At 40.5% G+C, this 16,849-nt stretch carries 15 protein-coding genes and 2 pseudogenes; 14 read left to right on the top strand and 3 right to left on the bottom strand.

All coding sequences use genetic code 11. The features are described 5' to 3' along the window. Positions 1-130: 130 nt before the first annotated feature. The 10 genes and pseudogenes from ACY3LV_RS02675 (at position 131) to ACY3LV_RS02630 (ending at position 10,594) form a co-directional block, all read left to right on the top strand. Positions 131-1,354 carry a sensor histidine kinase gene (locus tag ACY3LV_RS02675; protein ID WP_333561135.1) on the top strand — a complete coding sequence of 408 codons (1,224 nt, stop codon included), beginning with the start codon at positions 131-133 and terminating at the stop codon, positions 1,352-1,354. Next, positions 1,347-1,988, top strand: a complete 642-nt coding sequence (ydfI, locus tag ACY3LV_RS02670) for a two-component system response regulator YdfI (protein WP_148963098.1) — start codon at positions 1,347-1,349, stop codon at positions 1,986-1,988. Before ACY3LV_RS02675 ends, ydfI begins: the two co-directional genes overlap by 8 nt. Before the next feature lie 112 nt (positions 1,989-2,100). Beyond that, a complete protein-coding gene (locus tag ACY3LV_RS02665; RefSeq protein ID WP_333561134.1) occupies positions 2,101-4,272 on the top strand; it encodes an MMPL family transporter in 2,172 nt (723 codons plus the stop codon). A 138-nt stretch (positions 4,273-4,410) separates the two neighbouring features. Continuing rightward, a complete protein-coding gene (locus ACY3LV_RS02660; protein ID WP_187441519.1) occupies positions 4,411-4,746 on the top strand; it encodes an ArsR/SmtB family transcription factor in 336 nt (111 codons plus the stop codon). Further along, the gene (locus ACY3LV_RS02655) at positions 4,733-7,252 is read left to right on the top strand and encodes a heavy metal translocating P-type ATPase (protein ID WP_464863359.1); all 2,520 of its coding nucleotides are present in this window, start codon (positions 4,733-4,735) and stop codon (positions 7,250-7,252) included. The genes ACY3LV_RS02660 and ACY3LV_RS02655 overlap by 14 nt, the downstream gene beginning before the upstream one ends. A 378-nt stretch (positions 7,253-7,630) precedes the next feature. Beyond that, a pseudogene (locus tag ACY3LV_RS02650) lies at positions 7,631-8,138 on the top strand (AzlC family ABC transporter permease); the annotation flags it as partial. Further along, positions 8,134-8,234: pseudogene (locus tag ACY3LV_RS02645) on the top strand (branched-chain amino acid transporter AzlD); the annotation flags it as partial. The pseudogenes ACY3LV_RS02650 and ACY3LV_RS02645, both read left to right, overlap by 5 nt. A 438-nt stretch (positions 8,235-8,672) precedes the next feature. After that, positions 8,673-9,995 (top strand): branched-chain amino acid transport system II carrier protein, encoded by a 1,323-nt coding sequence (gene brnQ, locus ACY3LV_RS02640; protein WP_464863358.1) that lies wholly within the window; start codon positions 8,673-8,675, stop codon positions 9,993-9,995. A gap of 153 nt (positions 9,996-10,148) precedes the next feature. Then, positions 10,149-10,337, top strand: a complete 189-nt coding sequence (locus tag ACY3LV_RS02635; RefSeq protein ID WP_464863357.1) for a hypothetical protein — start codon at positions 10,149-10,151, stop codon at positions 10,335-10,337. A 125-nt stretch (positions 10,338-10,462) separates the two neighbouring features. Beyond that, positions 10,463-10,594, top strand: coding sequence for a Rok-like winged helix domain-containing protein (locus tag ACY3LV_RS02630; protein ID WP_464863356.1), 132 nt, complete (start codon positions 10,463-10,465; stop codon positions 10,592-10,594). Positions 10,595-10,956: 362 nt separating this feature from the next. Here the strand turns inward: ACY3LV_RS02630 and ACY3LV_RS02625 are convergent, their stop codons facing one another. From ACY3LV_RS02625 to mneP, 3 genes are all read right to left on the bottom strand, one after another. Continuing rightward, entirely contained in the window at positions 10,957-11,646 is a 690-nt protein-coding gene (locus tag ACY3LV_RS02625) for a DUF554 domain-containing protein (protein WP_333561130.1), read from the bottom strand. An 82-nt stretch (positions 11,647-11,728) separates the two neighbouring features. After that, positions 11,729-12,550 carry a MerR family transcriptional regulator gene (locus ACY3LV_RS02620; protein WP_333561129.1) on the bottom strand — a complete coding sequence of 274 codons (822 nt, stop codon included), beginning with the start codon at positions 12,548-12,550 and terminating at the stop codon, positions 11,729-11,731. Between the two features lie 207 nt (positions 12,551-12,757). Then, positions 12,758-13,651: a manganese transporter MneP gene (gene mneP / locus ACY3LV_RS02615; RefSeq protein ID WP_464863355.1), complete on the bottom strand. Its 894-nt coding sequence runs from the start codon at positions 13,649-13,651 to the stop codon at positions 12,758-12,760. Positions 13,652-14,137: 486 nt separating this feature from the next. Here mneP and ACY3LV_RS02610 point away from each other — a divergent pair, with 486 nt between their 5' ends. The 4 genes from ACY3LV_RS02610 to ACY3LV_RS02595 all read left to right on the top strand — a co-directional run bounded on the left by ACY3LV_RS02610 (position 14,138) and on the right by ACY3LV_RS02595 (position 16,739). Further along, positions 14,138-14,758 (top strand): nitroreductase family protein, encoded by a 621-nt coding sequence (locus tag ACY3LV_RS02610; protein ID WP_464863354.1) that lies wholly within the window; start codon positions 14,138-14,140, stop codon positions 14,756-14,758. Between the two features lie 27 nt (positions 14,759-14,785). Further along, complete coding sequence (locus ACY3LV_RS02605; protein WP_464863353.1) at positions 14,786-15,724, top strand: ring-cleaving dioxygenase; 939 nt, start codon at positions 14,786-14,788, stop codon at positions 15,722-15,724. Between the two features lie 100 nt (positions 15,725-15,824). After that, a complete protein-coding gene (locus ACY3LV_RS02600; RefSeq protein ID WP_087993565.1) occupies positions 15,825-16,214 on the top strand; it encodes a DoxX family protein in 390 nt (129 codons plus the stop codon). Positions 16,215-16,400: 186 nt separating this feature from the next. Next, entirely contained in the window at positions 16,401-16,739 is a 339-nt protein-coding gene (locus ACY3LV_RS02595; protein WP_464863352.1) for a thioredoxin family protein, read from the top strand. Positions 16,740-16,849 lie beyond the last annotated feature (110 nt).

Below are 16,849 nucleotides of genomic sequence, written 5' to 3'. Positions count from 1 at the left end.
GCACTTGGTATTGTTGAGTTCATTCTCTTCCTATAAAATGATTGGATAAATGGTTGTTGCACGTTAATGAAATGGGATCGATTTTCGTTAGTCTCTGTTCGGTTAAACTGTTAAAGGAAGTGGATGAGATTTGCTGATTAGGAATCCTTTCAAAGAAAATCATTACTCACATGATAGACGGGCATTAAATATGCTTGCACTCAGAGTTCCGGGAATGGCTTTTATTCTCATGATCTATGTAGCCTCTATCGTGCTGCAATTTCTTAATGGGAGCTGGTCCATTTTATTGCTTCATGTGTTCACAGTATTGACCGCCATTTTTGCTTTGCTGCATTGGCATTCATATCGCTGGGTTAAGAAAAGGGTCATTCTATATTTTGTGCTGCAAGGTTTGATCACTTTTATACTGGCTAATGTTATGACTGGCTTCTTAGTGCTGATCATCATTGGCCTTTATGCATTTTTGATTGGACAGATTGCAGGAATGGCAGACAGAAGAAGGGCTTTCCTCATCCTTTATTTATTGCTTCTGCTGTCAATCAATGTACCACATCAGATTCACAAAGGTGAATATTTGCATTTTCTTGTCATTGCCGTACCTATTATGATCGTGATTATGACTTATGCTGCTACATTATTTGCCCAAGTCGATGAAAAGATAAAAGCGCAGCTGACTCTTGAAAGGCTGGAGCTGGCTCATCAGCAGGTCGAACAGCTGACGCTGCAAAACGAGAGACAGCGTATGGCACGGGACTTACACGATACGCTTGCTCAAGGGCTAGTCAGTTTAAATATGCAGCTGGATGCTATTCATGTTCATCTCACGAAAGGCAATACAGAGAGAGCAAAAGAAATCATCCAACAATCGATGAAAAGAGTGAGAGGTACATTAGCGGACGCGCGTTCAGCGATTGACGATCTGCGCAGCAAATCAGAAGAAATCGGTTTTCTAAAAGAAAGAATTACCTCACTAATGGATCATTTTCAAGAGTCGACAGGCATGGGCGGTTTTTTAGACTACAGATTACATCAGGTGTTAGACGTTCGTACAGCTGAAAACTGTTATTCCATCATTGGGGAATGTATAACGAATGCAGCAAAGCATGCTGAAGCAGAATCGATATCGGTATCCATTTGGGATGATGATAAGGGGAGGCTCCATTTAACTGTCAAGGACAATGGCAAAGGATTTGATGTTGAAAAGAGCAAGAAAAAGAGAGGACATTATGGGCTTCTCGGCATATATGAACGCGTCAGAGCAATGAAAGGCCATTTCAATATAAAGAGTACAAAATCTAAAGGAACACAAATTGAGATTACCGTACCAATTCAGGGAGAGATGCAAGATGAATAAGGTTTTAATCGTTGATGACCATCTTGTCGTGAGGGAAGGTCTAAAGCTTTTAATTGAAACGAATGATCACTACACCATCATAGGAGAGGCCGAAAATGGCAAAACGGCAGTCCGCCTTGCAGATGAACTAAAACCGGATATTATTCTCATGGATTTGTATATGCCGGAGATGAGCGGGTTAGAAGCCATTAAACAAATCAAAGAAAAACACGACATCCCTATCATTATTTTGACTACGTATAATGAAGATCATTTAATGATTGAAGGAATTGAACTAGGTGCGAAAGGATATCTGTTGAAGGATACGAGTTCAGAAACCCTTTTTCATACAATGGATGCAGCAATAAGAGGAAACGTGCTGTTGCAGCCTGATATCTTAAAACGTCTGCAAGAAATCCAATTGGAGCGGATGAAGAAGCAGAACAGTCATACCCAGCTGACAGAAAAGGAAGTCATTGTTCTAAAAGCCATTGCTAAAGGTTTTAAAAGCAAAGCGATCGCCTTTGATTTGGGTGTCTCTGAGAGAACCGTAAAGTCTAGATTAACGTCCATTTACAATAAATTAGGCGCGAATTCAAGAACTGAGGCAGTGACGATTGCCATGCAAAGAGGCATTCTGACATTAGACGAATAACATCATATATTTGAAATTTGCCCAAACGTACATGCCCGAATGTACGTTTTTTTTATTTCGTTGTCATCTACAATGAGAAAGTGATCAAGCAATGTGTTGAAAGGAGATTATCATGTCAAGAATGTTATATAAATTAGGAGGATGGGTTGCTCGCCATCGCGTAAAAGTCATATGTGCGTGGATCGTTGTGTTAGTTGCATCGATAGGCCTTGCAATCACGTTAAAACCAAGTTTTTCTGAGGATATGTCTATACCTGACACACCTTCGGAAAAAGCGATGGATGTCATTAATAAAGAATTTCCTCACGGCCCTGATAAAGGGAGCATACGGGTGATTTTCGGAGCTGAAGATGGAGAGAAACTTACTGCAGAGTCAGCCAAAAAAGCAATCGAAAATACGTTCAAGGAAATCAATAAAGATGATTCCGTTGACTCGATCGCAAGTCCTTTTGTGACAGGAACAATCGCGAAAGACGGCACGGTTGCCTATGCTGATATCAAGTATAAATCTTCAGCAGATGATATAAAAGATTACTCTATCAAACACTTAAAAGACAGTTTGAAAATGGCTGATGATGAGGGACTACAAACTGAACTTAGCGGAGATGTACCGGGAGCCGAAATGGAGATAGGCGGAGTGTCTGAAATTGTCGGCATTATCCTGGCTTTTGTCGTTTTAGCCATTACATTCGGGTCTTTATTAATAGCTGGTTTGCCGATTTTAACTGCACTCATTGGATTAGGTGTAAGCATTGGACTGGTTTTGATTGGGACACAGGTATTCGATATTGCTTCCGTCAGTCTTTCATTAGCCGGAATGATTGGTCTTGCGGTTGGGATTGATTATGCTTTATTTATTTTTACGAAACACCGCCAGTTTTTAGGCGAAGGTATACAAAAAAATGCATCAATTGCGAGAGCTACAGGAACAGCTGGGAGTGCAGTTGTTTTTGCCGGACTTACTGTTATCGTCGCACTTTGCGGATTGACGGTTGTTAACATTCCTTTTATGTCCGCAATGGGGCTGACAGCAGGACTTAGTGTACTGATGGCTGTTCTCGCTTCAATCACGCTTGTGCCTGCCGTCTTGTCGATAGCGGGGAAACGGATGGTTCCGAAAGCAAACAAGAAAAAAGAAAAACAGAGCTCTGAAACAAATGTCTGGGGACGCTTTGTCACAAAAAATCCTATCATGTTAAGTGTATGTAGCATTCTCATTTTGCTCGTCATTAGTAGCCCATCTATGCATTTGGAGCTGGGCTTGCCTGATGCAGGGATGAAAGCGAAGGATAATCCAGATCGCCGGGCTTATGACTTACTTGCCGATGGATTTGGAAAAGGATTCAATGGCCAGTTAACAATCGTAGCGGACGCCACAAGTGTGACAGGAAATAAGGCGGAAGCATTCACAGATGCAGTGAAAGAAATAAAGGAACTAGACCATGTATCAAGTGTCACTCCTGCAAGGCCTAATAAAGAAGGGAGCTTTGCCATCATTACGGTAGTTCCTACAACAGGTCCAAATGATGTAACAACGAAGGATTTGGTAAAGGATGTACGCAGCTTATCAGATAAAAACGGGGTAGATTTGCTCGTTACTGGATCGACTGCAGTGAATATTGATATTTCAGACCGCCTTAATGATGCGATACCGGTGTTTGCTGTACTCATTGTTGGTTTTGCGTTTGTATTGCTGACAATCGTATTCCGTTCGTTGCTTGTGCCTCTTGTTGCTGTTGCAGGATTTATATTGACGATGACAGCCACTCTTGGGATTTGTGTATTTGTTCTGCAAGACGGGAATCTGATCGACTTTTTCAAAATACCTGAAAAAGGGCCGATACTCGCATTCTTGCCGATTTTATCTATTGGGATACTGTTTGGATTAGCCATGGATTATCAAGTATTCCTTGTAAGCAGAATGCGTGAAGAATATGTGAAAACAAAGAATCCAGTCCAAGCGATTCAAGCTGGATTAAAACACAGCGGTCCTGTTGTCACCGCAGCAGGTCTGATCATGATATTCGTTTTTGCAGGATTTATTTTTGCTGGTGAAGCTTCTATTAAAGCCAACGGGTTGGCTCTTTCCTTTGGTGTGCTCTTTGATGCATTTATTGTACGAATGACACTGATTCCAAGTGTCATGAAGCTGATGGGGAATGCAGCCTGGTATTTGCCAAAATGGCTAGACAAGATTATTCCGAATGTAGATATAGAAGGGCATCAACTCACGAAGGAAATTCAGCCGGAGATCGATCAGGAACAAAAGAAACAAATCATGTAATAGAAAGCAGATCTTTTGCGAGATCTGCTTTTTTGTGATGAAAAGAGGTAACGATGATTGCCTAATTGACACACATATTAGGGATTGCTAATATGATAATAAACATATTAGGATTTTCTAATGTGAGGAGGAGAATACATGCAATTGCAAAATATCGATTTAGATATGAAAGTGAAGCTCATTCATGGTTTTTCTAATAAAACAAGAATTCAAATTCTTGAAAGCATCAAAAATCAGGAAAAAACGGTTTCTCAAATTGTAGAAGAAATTAAAGGAAACCAGTCAAACATCTCCCAGCACCTTGCGTGTTTAAAAGGATGCGGAATCATTGTGGGAAGGAATGAAGGAAAATACTGCTATTACAGTGTGAAAAACCATCATATTCGGGATTTATTAACCATGTTCGATGTTGTTCTCCAAGATGTTCAACATGATGTTGCCTGTTGTGAACGTCACATAGATGAGGAGGATTGAGTTGGCTGACAAATGTTGTCGTTCTACTAAAGAAACTGAATATAAAGAGAAAAATTGCAGCAGCCATTCATCGAAAGAAACAGGTAAATCAAGTTGTTGTCAGAGCAAATCACCCGCAGAGAATCATTCAGCAAAAACAAGCTGCTGCGGCAGTAAAGAGCAGCACACAGTAGAGAAAACAGAGATACTCTCGAACCCTCTTCCTTCCGGGGAGAAGAGGTCATACAGGATTCATGGGATGGATTGTCCTGCATGTGCAAAAACAATTGAAAAAGGGTTGCGTACATTAAAGGATATAGCTGATGTAAAGGTTCATTACAGTACTGCGAAAATGCAAGTGGCAGCAAGCAGCCAAGAAGCATTTAACCCAATTGCCAGTGAAATAAAAAAACTAGGGTTTTCTATTGAACCTTTACATCAAGGGGACACCAAAACGTTTGATATTGAGGGAATGGACTGCAGCAGTTGTGCTAAGAGTATTGAAAACCATTTAAATGGTCTTCCTTCCGTTAAACATGTCACTGTCCATTTCTCCACTGGAAAAATGAAAATTGAACATTCGGGCAGTGTCAAAGATGTTATCAATGAGGTTTCAAAAATTGGCTATCAAGCTTCCCTGCAATCAGGTAAGAAATCGATACAGAAAAACAAAAATGAACAGCGTGTAGTCATCTTATCTGGTGTACTCATCGCCCTTGGTTTTATCGGTTCCTTTTATGGAATGCCTGCCATGATGTCGGCAGCGCTCTACTTTATCGCTATGGCGGTAAGCGGGTATAAACCTGTTAAAAGTGCATATTATGCAATCAAAAGCCGTTCACTTGATATGAATGTTTTAATGTCAGCCGCAGCGATTGGAGCGGCTTTCATCGGAGAATGGCTTGAAGGCGCTACAGTTGTTTGGTTATTTGCCCTTGGTAATTACCTGCAAACGAAGTCAATTGAACGAACAAGAAATTCCATTCACCATCTTATGGAATTGGCACCATCAGAAGCCTGGGTCCAAGTTGGTTCGGAGCTGATGAAAAAACCAGTTGAAGACATAACCATCGGTGATATTATCGTTGTTAAACCAGGTGATAAGATTCCATTAGATGGTGAAATCACCCGGGGCGAATCCAGTGTCAACCAGGCTCCGATAACAGGAGAATCCATCCCCGTAGATAAGCAAATTGGAGATGCGGTATATGCTGGGACTATCAATGAACATGGTTCCCTTGAAATCAAGGTCACGAAGTTGATTGAGGATACAACAATTTCCAATATTATACACTTGGTTGAAGAAGCGCAAGAACAAAAAGCGCCAACAGAAGCCTTTATAGATAAATTCGCAAGTATTTATACACCAGTTGTGTTTATTCTTGCATTAGCAATCATGGTATTTCCTCCACTCATTGGATTTGGCACTTGGGGCGAGTGGTTTTACAAAGGGCTTGAACTTCTCGTTGTAGCATGTCCTTGCGCTTTAGTGATCTCTACACCTGTTGCCATCGTATCAGCTATCGGTAACGCTGCAAAGAATGGTGTATTAATAAAAGGCGGAACGTTTTTGGAAACTGCTGGAACAATCACTGCTGTGGCATTTGATAAAACAGGAACATTAACTGAGGGAAAGCCTCAAGTATCTGACATTAAGGCGTTGCACCTATCTGAGGAAGAATTGCTTTCGATCGCTTTCACATTAGAGGATCACTCTGCGCATCCTGTCGCCAAATCGATTGTCGATTATGCCTATGAAAAACGGATCCAGCCTAAACATGGCGAGTTATTCAAGAATATCGTAGGAAAAGGCGTTCAAGCGGCCATTCAAGGAGATATTTATTACGCAGGCAATCTTAAGCTGTTTGAAGAAATGAATGCAGATATAAAGGATGCAAAACAATATATTCAAGAACAGCAGAACGAAGGCAGGACAGCCGTTATAATCGGAACCCAAAATCAAATCATCGGGATGATCGCTGTTTCTGACACAATACGGAAAACGTCAGCTTCAGCTTTACAAGCGTTAAAACAAAGCGGAGTTAAACAGACAGTCATGTTGACCGGGGATAATGAAGGAACTGCAAAAGTGATTGCATCAGAAGCTAATGTGGATCGTTATTTTGCAGAATTAATGCCAGAAGAGAAAGTAGAGGCTATAAAGACATTACAAAAAGAGGGCCATAAGGCAGCAATGGTTGGAGACGGCATCAATGATGCTCCCGCACTCGCAGCAGCTGATTTAGGTATTGCTATGGGAGGTGCAGGAACCGATACTGCAATGGAGACAGCAGACATTATTTTAATGGCAGATCATCTTGATAAACTTCCTCATACAATGAAGTTAAGCCGAAAAGCTTTAGCTATTATTAAACAAAATATTTGGTTCTCCATCATGATTAAAGTCATAGCATTAGTTTTTATCTTTCCTGGCTGGCTTACACTTTGGCTTGCTGTATTGAGTGATACAGGTGCTGCAATAATTGTGATTTTAAATGCGCTAAGGTTGCTGAATTATAAAGAATAGACATCAAGAAATCATTTTATGCTCGCCATATAACATATCGTTGGTGATATGTTATATGGCTGTTTTGATTTTACATATAAACTGCCGGCTTTATGCTCGTCCTAAAACTGTCTGTTTTTGTGGTAAGATTCAGTAGGTATGAAAGACTTTATTGCGATATTCAAACGAGATTAGAGAAAAGTTGGATGAAAATGGGCGCTTTAATGCCTTTCTTTCAGGCTTCCAAGACATTAGATATTTGTGCCTCTATTGTCTAAATTCACACGAATGGTTTCTAAAGGTGAGCAGCAGGGTTCTCTATTAATATACAAAGGATAATTGTAATCCATACAATTATCTTGTTTGTTATATGGATTTTATAAGGTACTTTAAGATAAAATGTTGCAAGGTGTGAATGTTATGACAAAAAGAAATCAAATCGGGGCTGCATTTCGTTCGGTCTTCCTCGTATACGATTCCGTTTTTTGCCGGGTTTTTATTTTGGGAACTATGGAATAGTGATGCCTTCTTTAGGATGTAGTGCAATTTATCCGTCATCATGAGTGTAATTATATTTGCAGGATCGATAAGAGTTTGTTGCCGCCCATTTTTTGCTGGGCGCGTTCAACCCGATGAATGCTCTTTTTTTTGACGTTAATGGTAAATGCCTGGCATTTGTTTTATGAAATTTCCATGTTGGATAAGTACAGGTGGACTGGAAAGAAGAAACTTCATCTGTTTTTCGGAATGTGCGATGAATCATTTTCTATCAATTATACAGCTAATGTTCCAGCCAATGTAGACAAGGGCTGGTTTATGTTTTTTATGACGCTGCTTAATATATTAGGTCGCGGGAGCAGCGATAGGAGGTATTTTTGGATCGTATGTGAAGTGTAGGCGCTATGGTCGTGCTGGGCACAATGCTGATTCGGTTCCTCCCATTCATGATTTCCCGTCTGGCAAACCGACACCGAAGTATATACAATTTCTAGGGGCACTGCTTCACTTTTGAAAGAAAAAGTGCTTCTATTCATAGCGGGGGGAACCGTTGTCCTTATGGCTCTGGTATATTGGTTTTTGGAACGATTTAGGCTTGTGAAAATCAAAGGGGAATGGTGAATAAGAAAATGGAAGAGTATCAAATCTATGAACATGCGCAGTCGTCAATTTATTCAGCCGGCTAAACCCGGGGTCCTGTGACAGAGCGAAGATGCAATGATTGCACAGGATTCTATCGAACAAGAATCTTGCATGGCAAAAGTCTGAACCCAGCTATGGGAGCCTATCGAACGAAATGATCATGATTTTATTGAACTTGATAAAAATATGTAAAACTGGCACAAGCTTATGATTTTAGAGTCAACGCCGTGCCAATGTAAATAGCAGCTGCAATGTTTGCTGGTCATTTAAAAAAGTATTTACGGTAATCGGAGGATTTATCATGTCAAAGAAAGTTTCTTCTTCCTATGTCATCATTATAGGATTAATGCTATTTGCATTGTTTTTTGGAGCAGGAAATCTCATTTTCCCGCCTATGCTTGGTCAAATGGCTGGAACAAATGTATGGATCGCAAATGCTGGCTTCTTAGTAACAGGAGTTGGCTTGCCATTGCTGGCAATGACAGCATTTGTTTTTTCAGGTAAACATAATTTACAATCGTTAGCCAGCCGTGTGCATCCGGTGTTTGGAATTGTGTTTACGACGATTCTCTATCTGGCAATCGGGCCTTTTTTCGCAATCCCGAGATCAGGGAACGTATCGTTTGAAATTGGAGTGAAACCTTTTTTATCAGATGATGCAAGCCCTGTTCCATTAATCATATTTACAATTTTATTTTTCACAGTTGCATGTCTGTTATCACTCAACCCTACAAAAATCATTGATGTAGTCGGAAAATTTTTGACGCCAATTAAATTGACATTTATCGGATTGCTTGTAGTGGTAGCTGTTGTTCATCCAATCGGAACAATCCAAGCACCATCAAAAGGGTATACATCACATGTGTTTTTTAAAGGCTTTCAGGAAGGATACCTGACTCTGGATGCCCTTGTAGCGTTTGTTTTTGGAATCATCATTGTGAATGCAATTAAAGAACAAGGTGTTGCCACCAAAAAACAGCTGGTCATAATTTGTGCAAAAGCCACTGCGATTGCTGCGACACTCTTAGCTCTTATCTATACTGCCCTTTCATATATGGGAGCCTCCAGTGTTGAAAAGCTGGGGCTTTTAGACAATGGAGCCGAGGTTTTGTCTACTGTTTCATCCTATTATTTCGGATCCTATGGCTCCGTCTTTTTGGGCTTAATGATCACAGTCGCATGTCTGACAACAAGTGTCGGACTGATTACAGCATGCTCTTCCTTTTTTCATGAATTATTTCCGACCATTTCGTATAAAAAAATTGCTGTCATGTTAGCGGTGTTTAGTACGCTTGTCGCAAATATAGGGTTAACACAGCTCATTAAAGTGTCCATGCCTGTCTTAATGACGATGTATCCAATCGCGATTTCCTTAATCTTTTTAACGTTTTTACATTCTGTATTTAAAGGGAAGGCTGAAGTATATCAGGGCAGTTTACTGTTCACGTTTATCATTAGCCTTTTTGACGGTTTGAATGAAGCTGGGGTGAAAATTGAAGTAGTGAATCGCGTTTTCACTCAGATTCTTCCTATGTACAGCATAGGGCTGGGATGGCTGATTCCAGCTATTATAGGGGGAATAGGCGGTTATATACTAAGTATGTCCCGAACTAAAAAGTCGTGATAAGCGCTGTTTTAAAGCTAATATAGGATTACCAACGCACTCATCTTCATAGATATTTTGATTTCCCTGGTCACGGTACTAAAGAGTTGAACGATCACTCAGATCTGCAGGTGGAATAAAGCTCTTGTCCGCCTGCTTAATTGGGGGGAGAAGATGGCTGATCAAAGAGAAGCTTTGTGTTTGAGATTAGCAGAAATAGATAAACATGAAATGTCGATACTTCGTGAGTTCCAGCTGGAGCGGGAGAAAATCTTTTCGCGCTTCAGAGCATTAGAACGGTCTAAAAAGAAAAGAAGCGCCCATCGCCAGTCACGCTCGTTGAACAAGCAGCAAATGATGTAAAGCCATCTCATATCACATCAAAGCCAATCCAGCAGAAAAAAAGAAGGCAGGGCAGAGCTGGAGCAAAAGCCTCTCGTGAAGCAGCGTTAAACATTTTAAAGCAGCAGGATAAACCAATAAGCAGTATGGAACTGAAAAGAAAGATTGAGATGGAAACTGGTGCACACATTTCTAATATGACATCATTTATGAATACTTTAATGAAAATGCACCCAGAGGTGAAAAAACCATACAGAGGACAGTATCGAATGATTTAATTCTTGTGAGGTATTCGGCTTCTGGTTCCGGTGACTGAGCATAATCTGTCTGATGCCGGTCGCATAATAAGACATCCTTGCTATTGCGAATGTAGAACGGGGGCTAAGGCAGTGGCATGGAATTCAGGAACGTTTTAAAGCACATAAAGTGATTTCTTTTGTTGTAAGAATTACAGGCCATTTTCATCATGATACCAAGGGTTATCTTACCTTGGTATTTTTTGTGCGCGTGTTGTGAAGCGAGCTGCTGTCCGAAAACTGCCGCATTAGGGTTGGTTTGTGTCGCAAAATAGAGCCTCTTTAGAGAGATTCTATTTTGCGGCATTGTCCCCTTCCTTGAAGCGTGTGTTTGAAGATCGCCATTAAAACCGCAATCCAAATACATGAATCATGAAAATGACAAAAGGCGGGATCAATAGGGAGGGCAGCAGATTCAGCGTTTTAAATTTCTTGATTCCCAGAATGCTTAACCCTGAGCTGAGGATGAGTATGCCTCCCACAATTGTGATTTCGTTTATAAGGTCTGTATTGATTGCGCTCTCCATTACTTTAGCAAATAAAAAGATGGAGCCCTGCCAGGCAAATAACACAATGGCAGCCGCTGCTATTCCAAAACCAAATGTCGAAGCGAGCACAATGGAGGTAATCCCATCTAACATCCCGTTTGTCAGGAGATACGTATAATTTTCATTCAGCGCGGCTTCAATAGGGCCTAATATGGACAGCGAACCTATACAAAATAATAAGATCGCAGTTGATAACCCCTCCGCTAAATTACTTTTAGAGAATTTGTTCACCAGCTTGTTGAACCGCAATTCCAGATTGATGCTCTGGCCAAGCAATCCTCCGAGAGCTAAACTCACGATAAATAGAATGGGATATTTACTATCAGGCAAATGCTGTGTAAGGGCATTGATCCCCAGTCCGACAGCTGCGAACCCCATTGCCTGCATCAGGATATCCTGGTATTCGCCTTTAATGCCTTTTTTAAATAATCCTCCGATGACACTTCCTGCAATGATCATAACTGTGTTGAAAATGGTTCCAAACATAAGTTTTCTCCTCCAATAACGCTTCCTGTATAAAAAATAAACCCTCAAGTTAGTAGAGAGTCAAGGGAGATTGAAAACATATTCATGAGATTGATTTGATTGGCAGCAGGATTTCAGTCACATAGTTGTCTAGATGATTCGTAATTCCATAATCGATGAGTGTGATTTCAATTGAGTCAGCTGCTACCTCATACTGATGTTCTTTCATATATGCCAGCAACTTTTTGTAATAGGGTTCGGCTTCTGAATGTGATCCTTTAAACCTCATTTGCAGATATTCTCCTGAAGGAAAAATGGTTTCTGATGAAGTGTTTTCACTTTCATCTTCAAGGATCATGAATATGCTGGAATATTTGTCGAACTGATTTGCTTTTACATGTGCTGCTGAAATCGATAAACCGATCTTGCCTATAAAGATATCCTCGTTTACATTCAGGCGGGTTCTCAATTCTGCTAATGAATGTTCGATATCATGGCCGAGAACATACTCATGCTGTAAATAAGCCACACGTAAGGCGGGAAGTTTGATTTTTGAAATGTGATCTAACGGCGTGTGAACGGCATCTTCTATTTGGATGATGCGGCGGGAGATCTTTTTCTCGATGCGTTCCAATTCTCTCTTTTTGCGATCAATTTCAGTTTGCTGGCTTTTCAGTAAATGAATCAGAGTGTTTGTATTTTGAGAATTATAAAAATCAAGAAGTTTATTGATTGGCAGGCCTAAAGCCCTCAAATACTTGATGGTATCCAGCCGCTCAAACTGTTGGGTGGAATAGTATCTATAGTTTGTTTGCTCGTCTTTATATTCCGGTTTCAAAAGACCGATTTCATCATAATACCTAAGAGCAGAGATTTTAACATTGAATAACTTTGAAACTTCTCCAATCGAAAAAAATTTCTTCATTCTATCAACCTTTCTGTTCTTTGATTGGTGAACTCTTTATATATATCCCACATTATATATGATGGCAGAGGCCTAAAGGTAAAGTTTGCGGCAAAATCAGGTTAGGGGCTGAGGATAGATATCAATCCGATATATTGTATGGTTGAAATTCAAAAAAAGCTGTCGAGAAAACCTCGCCAGCCTGGCTCCTTTATGAAAGAAGCTTTTCTACTCTTCAAAATAGGGGTTCACATGGATGAGCACTTCTTCCACATCTGGAAACTGTCTTTTGATTTCATTTCGGATTTCGCGGGCAATATCGTGTCCCTGCTTAATCGTCAAATCATGATCTAAAGATAAACGCACATCAAGCAATTTATAGTGGCCATGTTCTCTCGCGCGGATTCTATCGATTCGTTTTACTTGATCACATTCAAAAATAATCGCTTTATATTCCGCTATCAGCTTGGGATCAACACTTTTCTCCATGAGAACATCAACAGACGGCCTGATTAATTCCATTGAAATTTTAAAAATGAGGTAAGCCACGATCGCACTGGCAATTGCATCGGCGTACAACAAATAAGTCCATCCGCAGGTGTTCCCGATAATCGCCAATAGGACGCCGATAAAAGCGGCGAGAGAGGCAACGATATCGCCTTTATGATCGTATGCAATCGCTATAATCGCTTTACTGTTCCATTTTTCCCCCTTCTTGATGGAATAACGATATAAGATCTGCTTAGCTGCGTATGAAATCAGAGCTGCAAACAATGCGCTGTATTGTGGAACGCTTGGCCCTTCAACAAAGGACAGAATCGCTTCTATTAGGATATAAACGGATACGATCACTAAGATAATTCCTACAATCGCCTCACTAATGACTTCAGCTTTTCCATGACCAAACGGATGGTCTTGATCAGGCGGTTTATTGGAAATACCGATCACTGCCAGAACAGCAATCGAAGCAACGACATCCGCTGCGGAATGTATACCGTCTGCAAAAACGGCATCACTATCGCCTATAAGGCCAAAAAAGACCTTTCCGGCCATTAAGATCAGATTGGCTATTAATGCAATCAAAGCAACTTTTTTGCTTATTTGTTCTCTTTCACTTGCCATTTTTTCCTCCTGTAAAACTGCACAAAAAATAGGAGTGCTTGTTATTCACTCAACGTACCCTTTCTTGTGAAATCACTTTGCTTATCATACCAACTGAATTTCGAGTGGGTCTATAGCAACGTTGTTTCCTGTTTACTAATAAATAAGGTGGCAGAAAAAAAGTTGGAGCCGGGCTAAAAGCTAACAGAGAAAACCAATGCGTATTGTGTAACAAGCTGTGATTTTCATCAAATAAAATTTTGCTTCAGTGAAAAATTCCCACCTGATTTTTAAAAACCTGTTGACATTAGACCATCCGTATTTTATTATTATCTCATATTCAAGATATTTTAATTCGAGATAAGATATTAACGATCAAGTGCAAACCTGAGTGTTGTTGAATAATGAAGAGATGTCACAAGCATTGTCTGTTCTTTTAAATGATATGCAATGTGTTTTTTTATAAAATAATATCTCGAATTCGAGATATAAAGGAGTGTATCGTAATTGGCTGAATTTTCACAGCTAGTCCATGAAAGAAGATCTGCAAGCAACTTCCTTCCAGATCATCCAATCACAAAAGAAGAACTCAATGAGATGTTTGAATTGGTTTCATTGGCTCCATCGGCTTTTAATTTACAGCATACAAAATATGTGACGGTGCTTGACCCGGATGTAAAAGAAAAGCTGAAGCAGGCGGCAAACGGACAATATAAAGTGGTTAGCTCATCTGCGGTTCTTTTGGTATTGGGGGATAAGCAGGCATATCAGCAAGCGGCTGACATCTATGAAGGATTAAAGGTGTTGGGGGTATTAAATAAGCAAGAGTATGATCACATGGTTCAAGACACCGTTTCGTTTTATGAAAACAGGGGAGAACCATTTAAGAGAGATGAGGCGATAAGGAATGCTTCACTTTCTGCGATGATGTTTATGCTGAGTGCTAAGGAAAAAGGCTGGGATACCTGCCCTATGATCGGGTTTGATGCTGAAGCCGTGAAACGTATTTTGGATATAGATGACCAATTTGAAGTTGTCATGATGATGACAATTGGGAAAGAAAAAACAGAGAGCAGGAGGCCGCGCGGCTACCGGAAGCCTGTGAATGAGTTTGTTGAGTATATCTAAATAATAAACGTAAAGGAGCGGATAAATATGGCTAAAAAAACGATGGGAATCCATCATATTACAGCAATTGTCGGTCACCCTCAAGAGAACGCAGATTTCTACGCAGGAGTGCTGGGGCTTCGATTGGTCAAGAAAACCGTCAATTTTGATGATCCAGGTACGTATCATCTTTATTTTGGGAATGAAGGCGGGAAACCGGGAACCATCATCACCTTCTTCCCGTGGGCGGGGGCCCGCCAAGGCATCATTGGAGACGGGCAAGTTGGCGTGACTTCTTATGTCGTGCCGAAGGGGGCTATCGCTTTTTGGGAAAAGAGACTTGAGAAATTCAACGTTCCATACACAAAAATCGAGCGCTTTGGAGAACAATATGTAGAATTTGATGATCCGCACGGCCTGCACTTAGAAATCGTGGAAAGAGAAGAAGGAGAAGGTAATACTTGGACTTTTGGAGATATAACACGTGATGTTGCCATCAAAGGTTTCGGAGGTGCAACCCTGTTATCAGCACAACCTGACAAAACAGGTGAACTGTTAGAAAACATCATGGGGATGGAACGAGTCGGCAAGGAAGGAGACTTCATTCGTTATCGTTCTGTCGGTGATATCGGAAATGTGATTGACCTTAAAGTAACGCCTATTGGCCGCGGACAAATGGGAGCCGGCACGGTGCATCACATTGCTTGGCGGGCTAACGATGACGAAGATCAATTAGATTGGCAAAGATATATTGCGTCTCACGGATACGGTGTAACTCCTGTTCGGGATAGAAACTATTTTAATGCGATTTACTTCAGAGAACATGGAGAAATCCTGTTTGAAATCGCAACTGATCCACCGGGCTTTGCACACGATGAATCACAAGAAACAATGGGCGGAAAATTGATGCTGCCTGTGCAATATGAACCGCATCGAACACAAATTGAACAAGGGCTGCTGCCGTTTGAAGTGAGAGAATTAGATTGATTTGACACATAAAAAATAAAAAAACATATATTCAATTGATGATTACTGGTGGCAATGTCAGCAAAGAATCAGATGAAATCAAAGAAGGGGAGAGATAAAAATGGAAGATGCAGGATTGTTACTTATTCGTATAATGATTGGTGTGGTGTTTCTGTTTTATGGATCACAAAAATTATTCGGCTGGTTTGGCGGATACGGGATTAAAGGAACCGGACAATGGTTCGAGTCAATTGGGGTTAAACCAGGTAACGTCGCGGCCGCTTTATCAGGTCTTGGGGAATTAGTAAGCGGAATTCTATTTATTTTAGGTGTATTCCTCCCGCTTGGAGCTGCTATCATCACGATTATTATGTTAGGTGCCATCGTAAAAGTCCATGGAGCGAAAGGATTTGCGAATGGCGCAGGCGGTTTTGAATATAACTTGGTACTGATTGCAGTCTCCATCGGGGTTGCACTCATCGGTTCAGGGGCTTACGCTTTGCATTTTTAATACGCAAGTATGTAAGAACAGTTACTGGCAAGCGGTAACTGTTCTTTTGTTTTGGGATTTTCAAGCAAACTTGCGGGTACCCTGCAAAGCAAAAAAGCGGATATAAAAAATATAAATGTGTATAGTGAATGATACGTATCAATGAGCTTGGTCATGAAAGACAGGCCAATTTGAAGGAGTAAATTGATGAAAGAGATGACAGAATTACATTCATTAGATGCTATAGAGATTTTTATCAAACAGCATCAATTTAGTTTTATCTATATATCAAGACCCGGCTGCACAGTATGTCACGCAGTTCTGCCGCAGCTCAGAATATTATTGGATCAGTTTCCAAACATCACATTGGGGCATATCAATGCTGACGATGTAGAAGAGGTCGCCGGCAGATTTTCAGTCTTCACTGTCCCTGTGCTTCTTTTGTTCATTGATGGAACTGAGTTTCTGAGAGAAGCCCGTTTTGTACATTTTGAACAGCTTGAAGAAAGGCTGAAAAGGGTTTATCAGTTATATGAAGATGAATAAAGTTTACGCAAGCCCCCTTTAAGGGGCTTCAGACTGTCGAGAAAATCTCGACAGTCTTTATTTTTTCCTTAAAATACCCATTCACGTGTAATAAAATAAAAGAAAGACTT

The organism is Bacillus sp. 11C, assembly GCF_055486375.1.
The sequence above is the reverse complement of the archived record's forward strand: the minus strand, read 5'-3'. Positions and strand labels throughout refer to the sequence as shown.

Bases quoted from the DNA above. Each gene is read 5' to 3' on its own strand.
- ydfI (WP_148963098.1), top strand. From the start codon at position 1,347: ATGAATAAGGTTTTAATCGTTGATGACCATCTTGTCGTGAGGGAAGGT.
- ACY3LV_RS02665 (WP_333561134.1), top strand. From the start codon at position 2,101: ATGTCAAGAATGTTATATAAATTAGGAGGATGGGTTGCTCGCCATCGC.
- ACY3LV_RS02660 (WP_187441519.1), top strand. From the start codon at position 4,411: ATGCAATTGCAAAATATCGATTTAGATATGAAAGTGAAGCTCATTCAT.
- ACY3LV_RS02655 (WP_464863359.1), top strand. From the start codon at position 4,733: ATGAGGAGGATTGAGTTGGCTGACAAATGTTGTCGTTCTACTAAAGAA.
- brnQ (WP_464863358.1), top strand. From the start codon at position 8,673: ATGTCAAAGAAAGTTTCTTCTTCCTATGTCATCATTATAGGATTAATG.
- ACY3LV_RS02635 (WP_464863357.1), top strand. From the start codon at position 10,149: ATGGCTGATCAAAGAGAAGCTTTGTGTTTGAGATTAGCAGAAATAGAT.
- ACY3LV_RS02630 (WP_464863356.1), top strand. From the start codon at position 10,463: ATGGAACTGAAAAGAAAGATTGAGATGGAAACTGGTGCACACATTTCT.
- ACY3LV_RS02625 (WP_333561130.1), bottom strand. From the start codon at position 11,646: ATGTTTGGAACCATTTTCAACACAGTTATGATCATTGCAGGAAGTGTC.
- ACY3LV_RS02620 (WP_333561129.1), bottom strand. From the start codon at position 12,550: ATGAAGAAATTTTTTTCGATTGGAGAAGTTTCAAAGTTATTCAATGTT.
- mneP (WP_464863355.1), bottom strand. From the start codon at position 13,651: ATGGCAAGTGAAAGAGAACAAATAAGCAAAAAAGTTGCTTTGATTGCA.
- ACY3LV_RS02605 (WP_464863353.1), top strand. From the start codon at position 14,786: ATGGCTAAAAAAACGATGGGAATCCATCATATTACAGCAATTGTCGGT.
- ACY3LV_RS02600 (WP_087993565.1), top strand. From the start codon at position 15,825: ATGGAAGATGCAGGATTGTTACTTATTCGTATAATGATTGGTGTGGTG.
- ACY3LV_RS02595 (WP_464863352.1), top strand. From the start codon at position 16,401: ATGAAAGAGATGACAGAATTACATTCATTAGATGCTATAGAGATTTTT.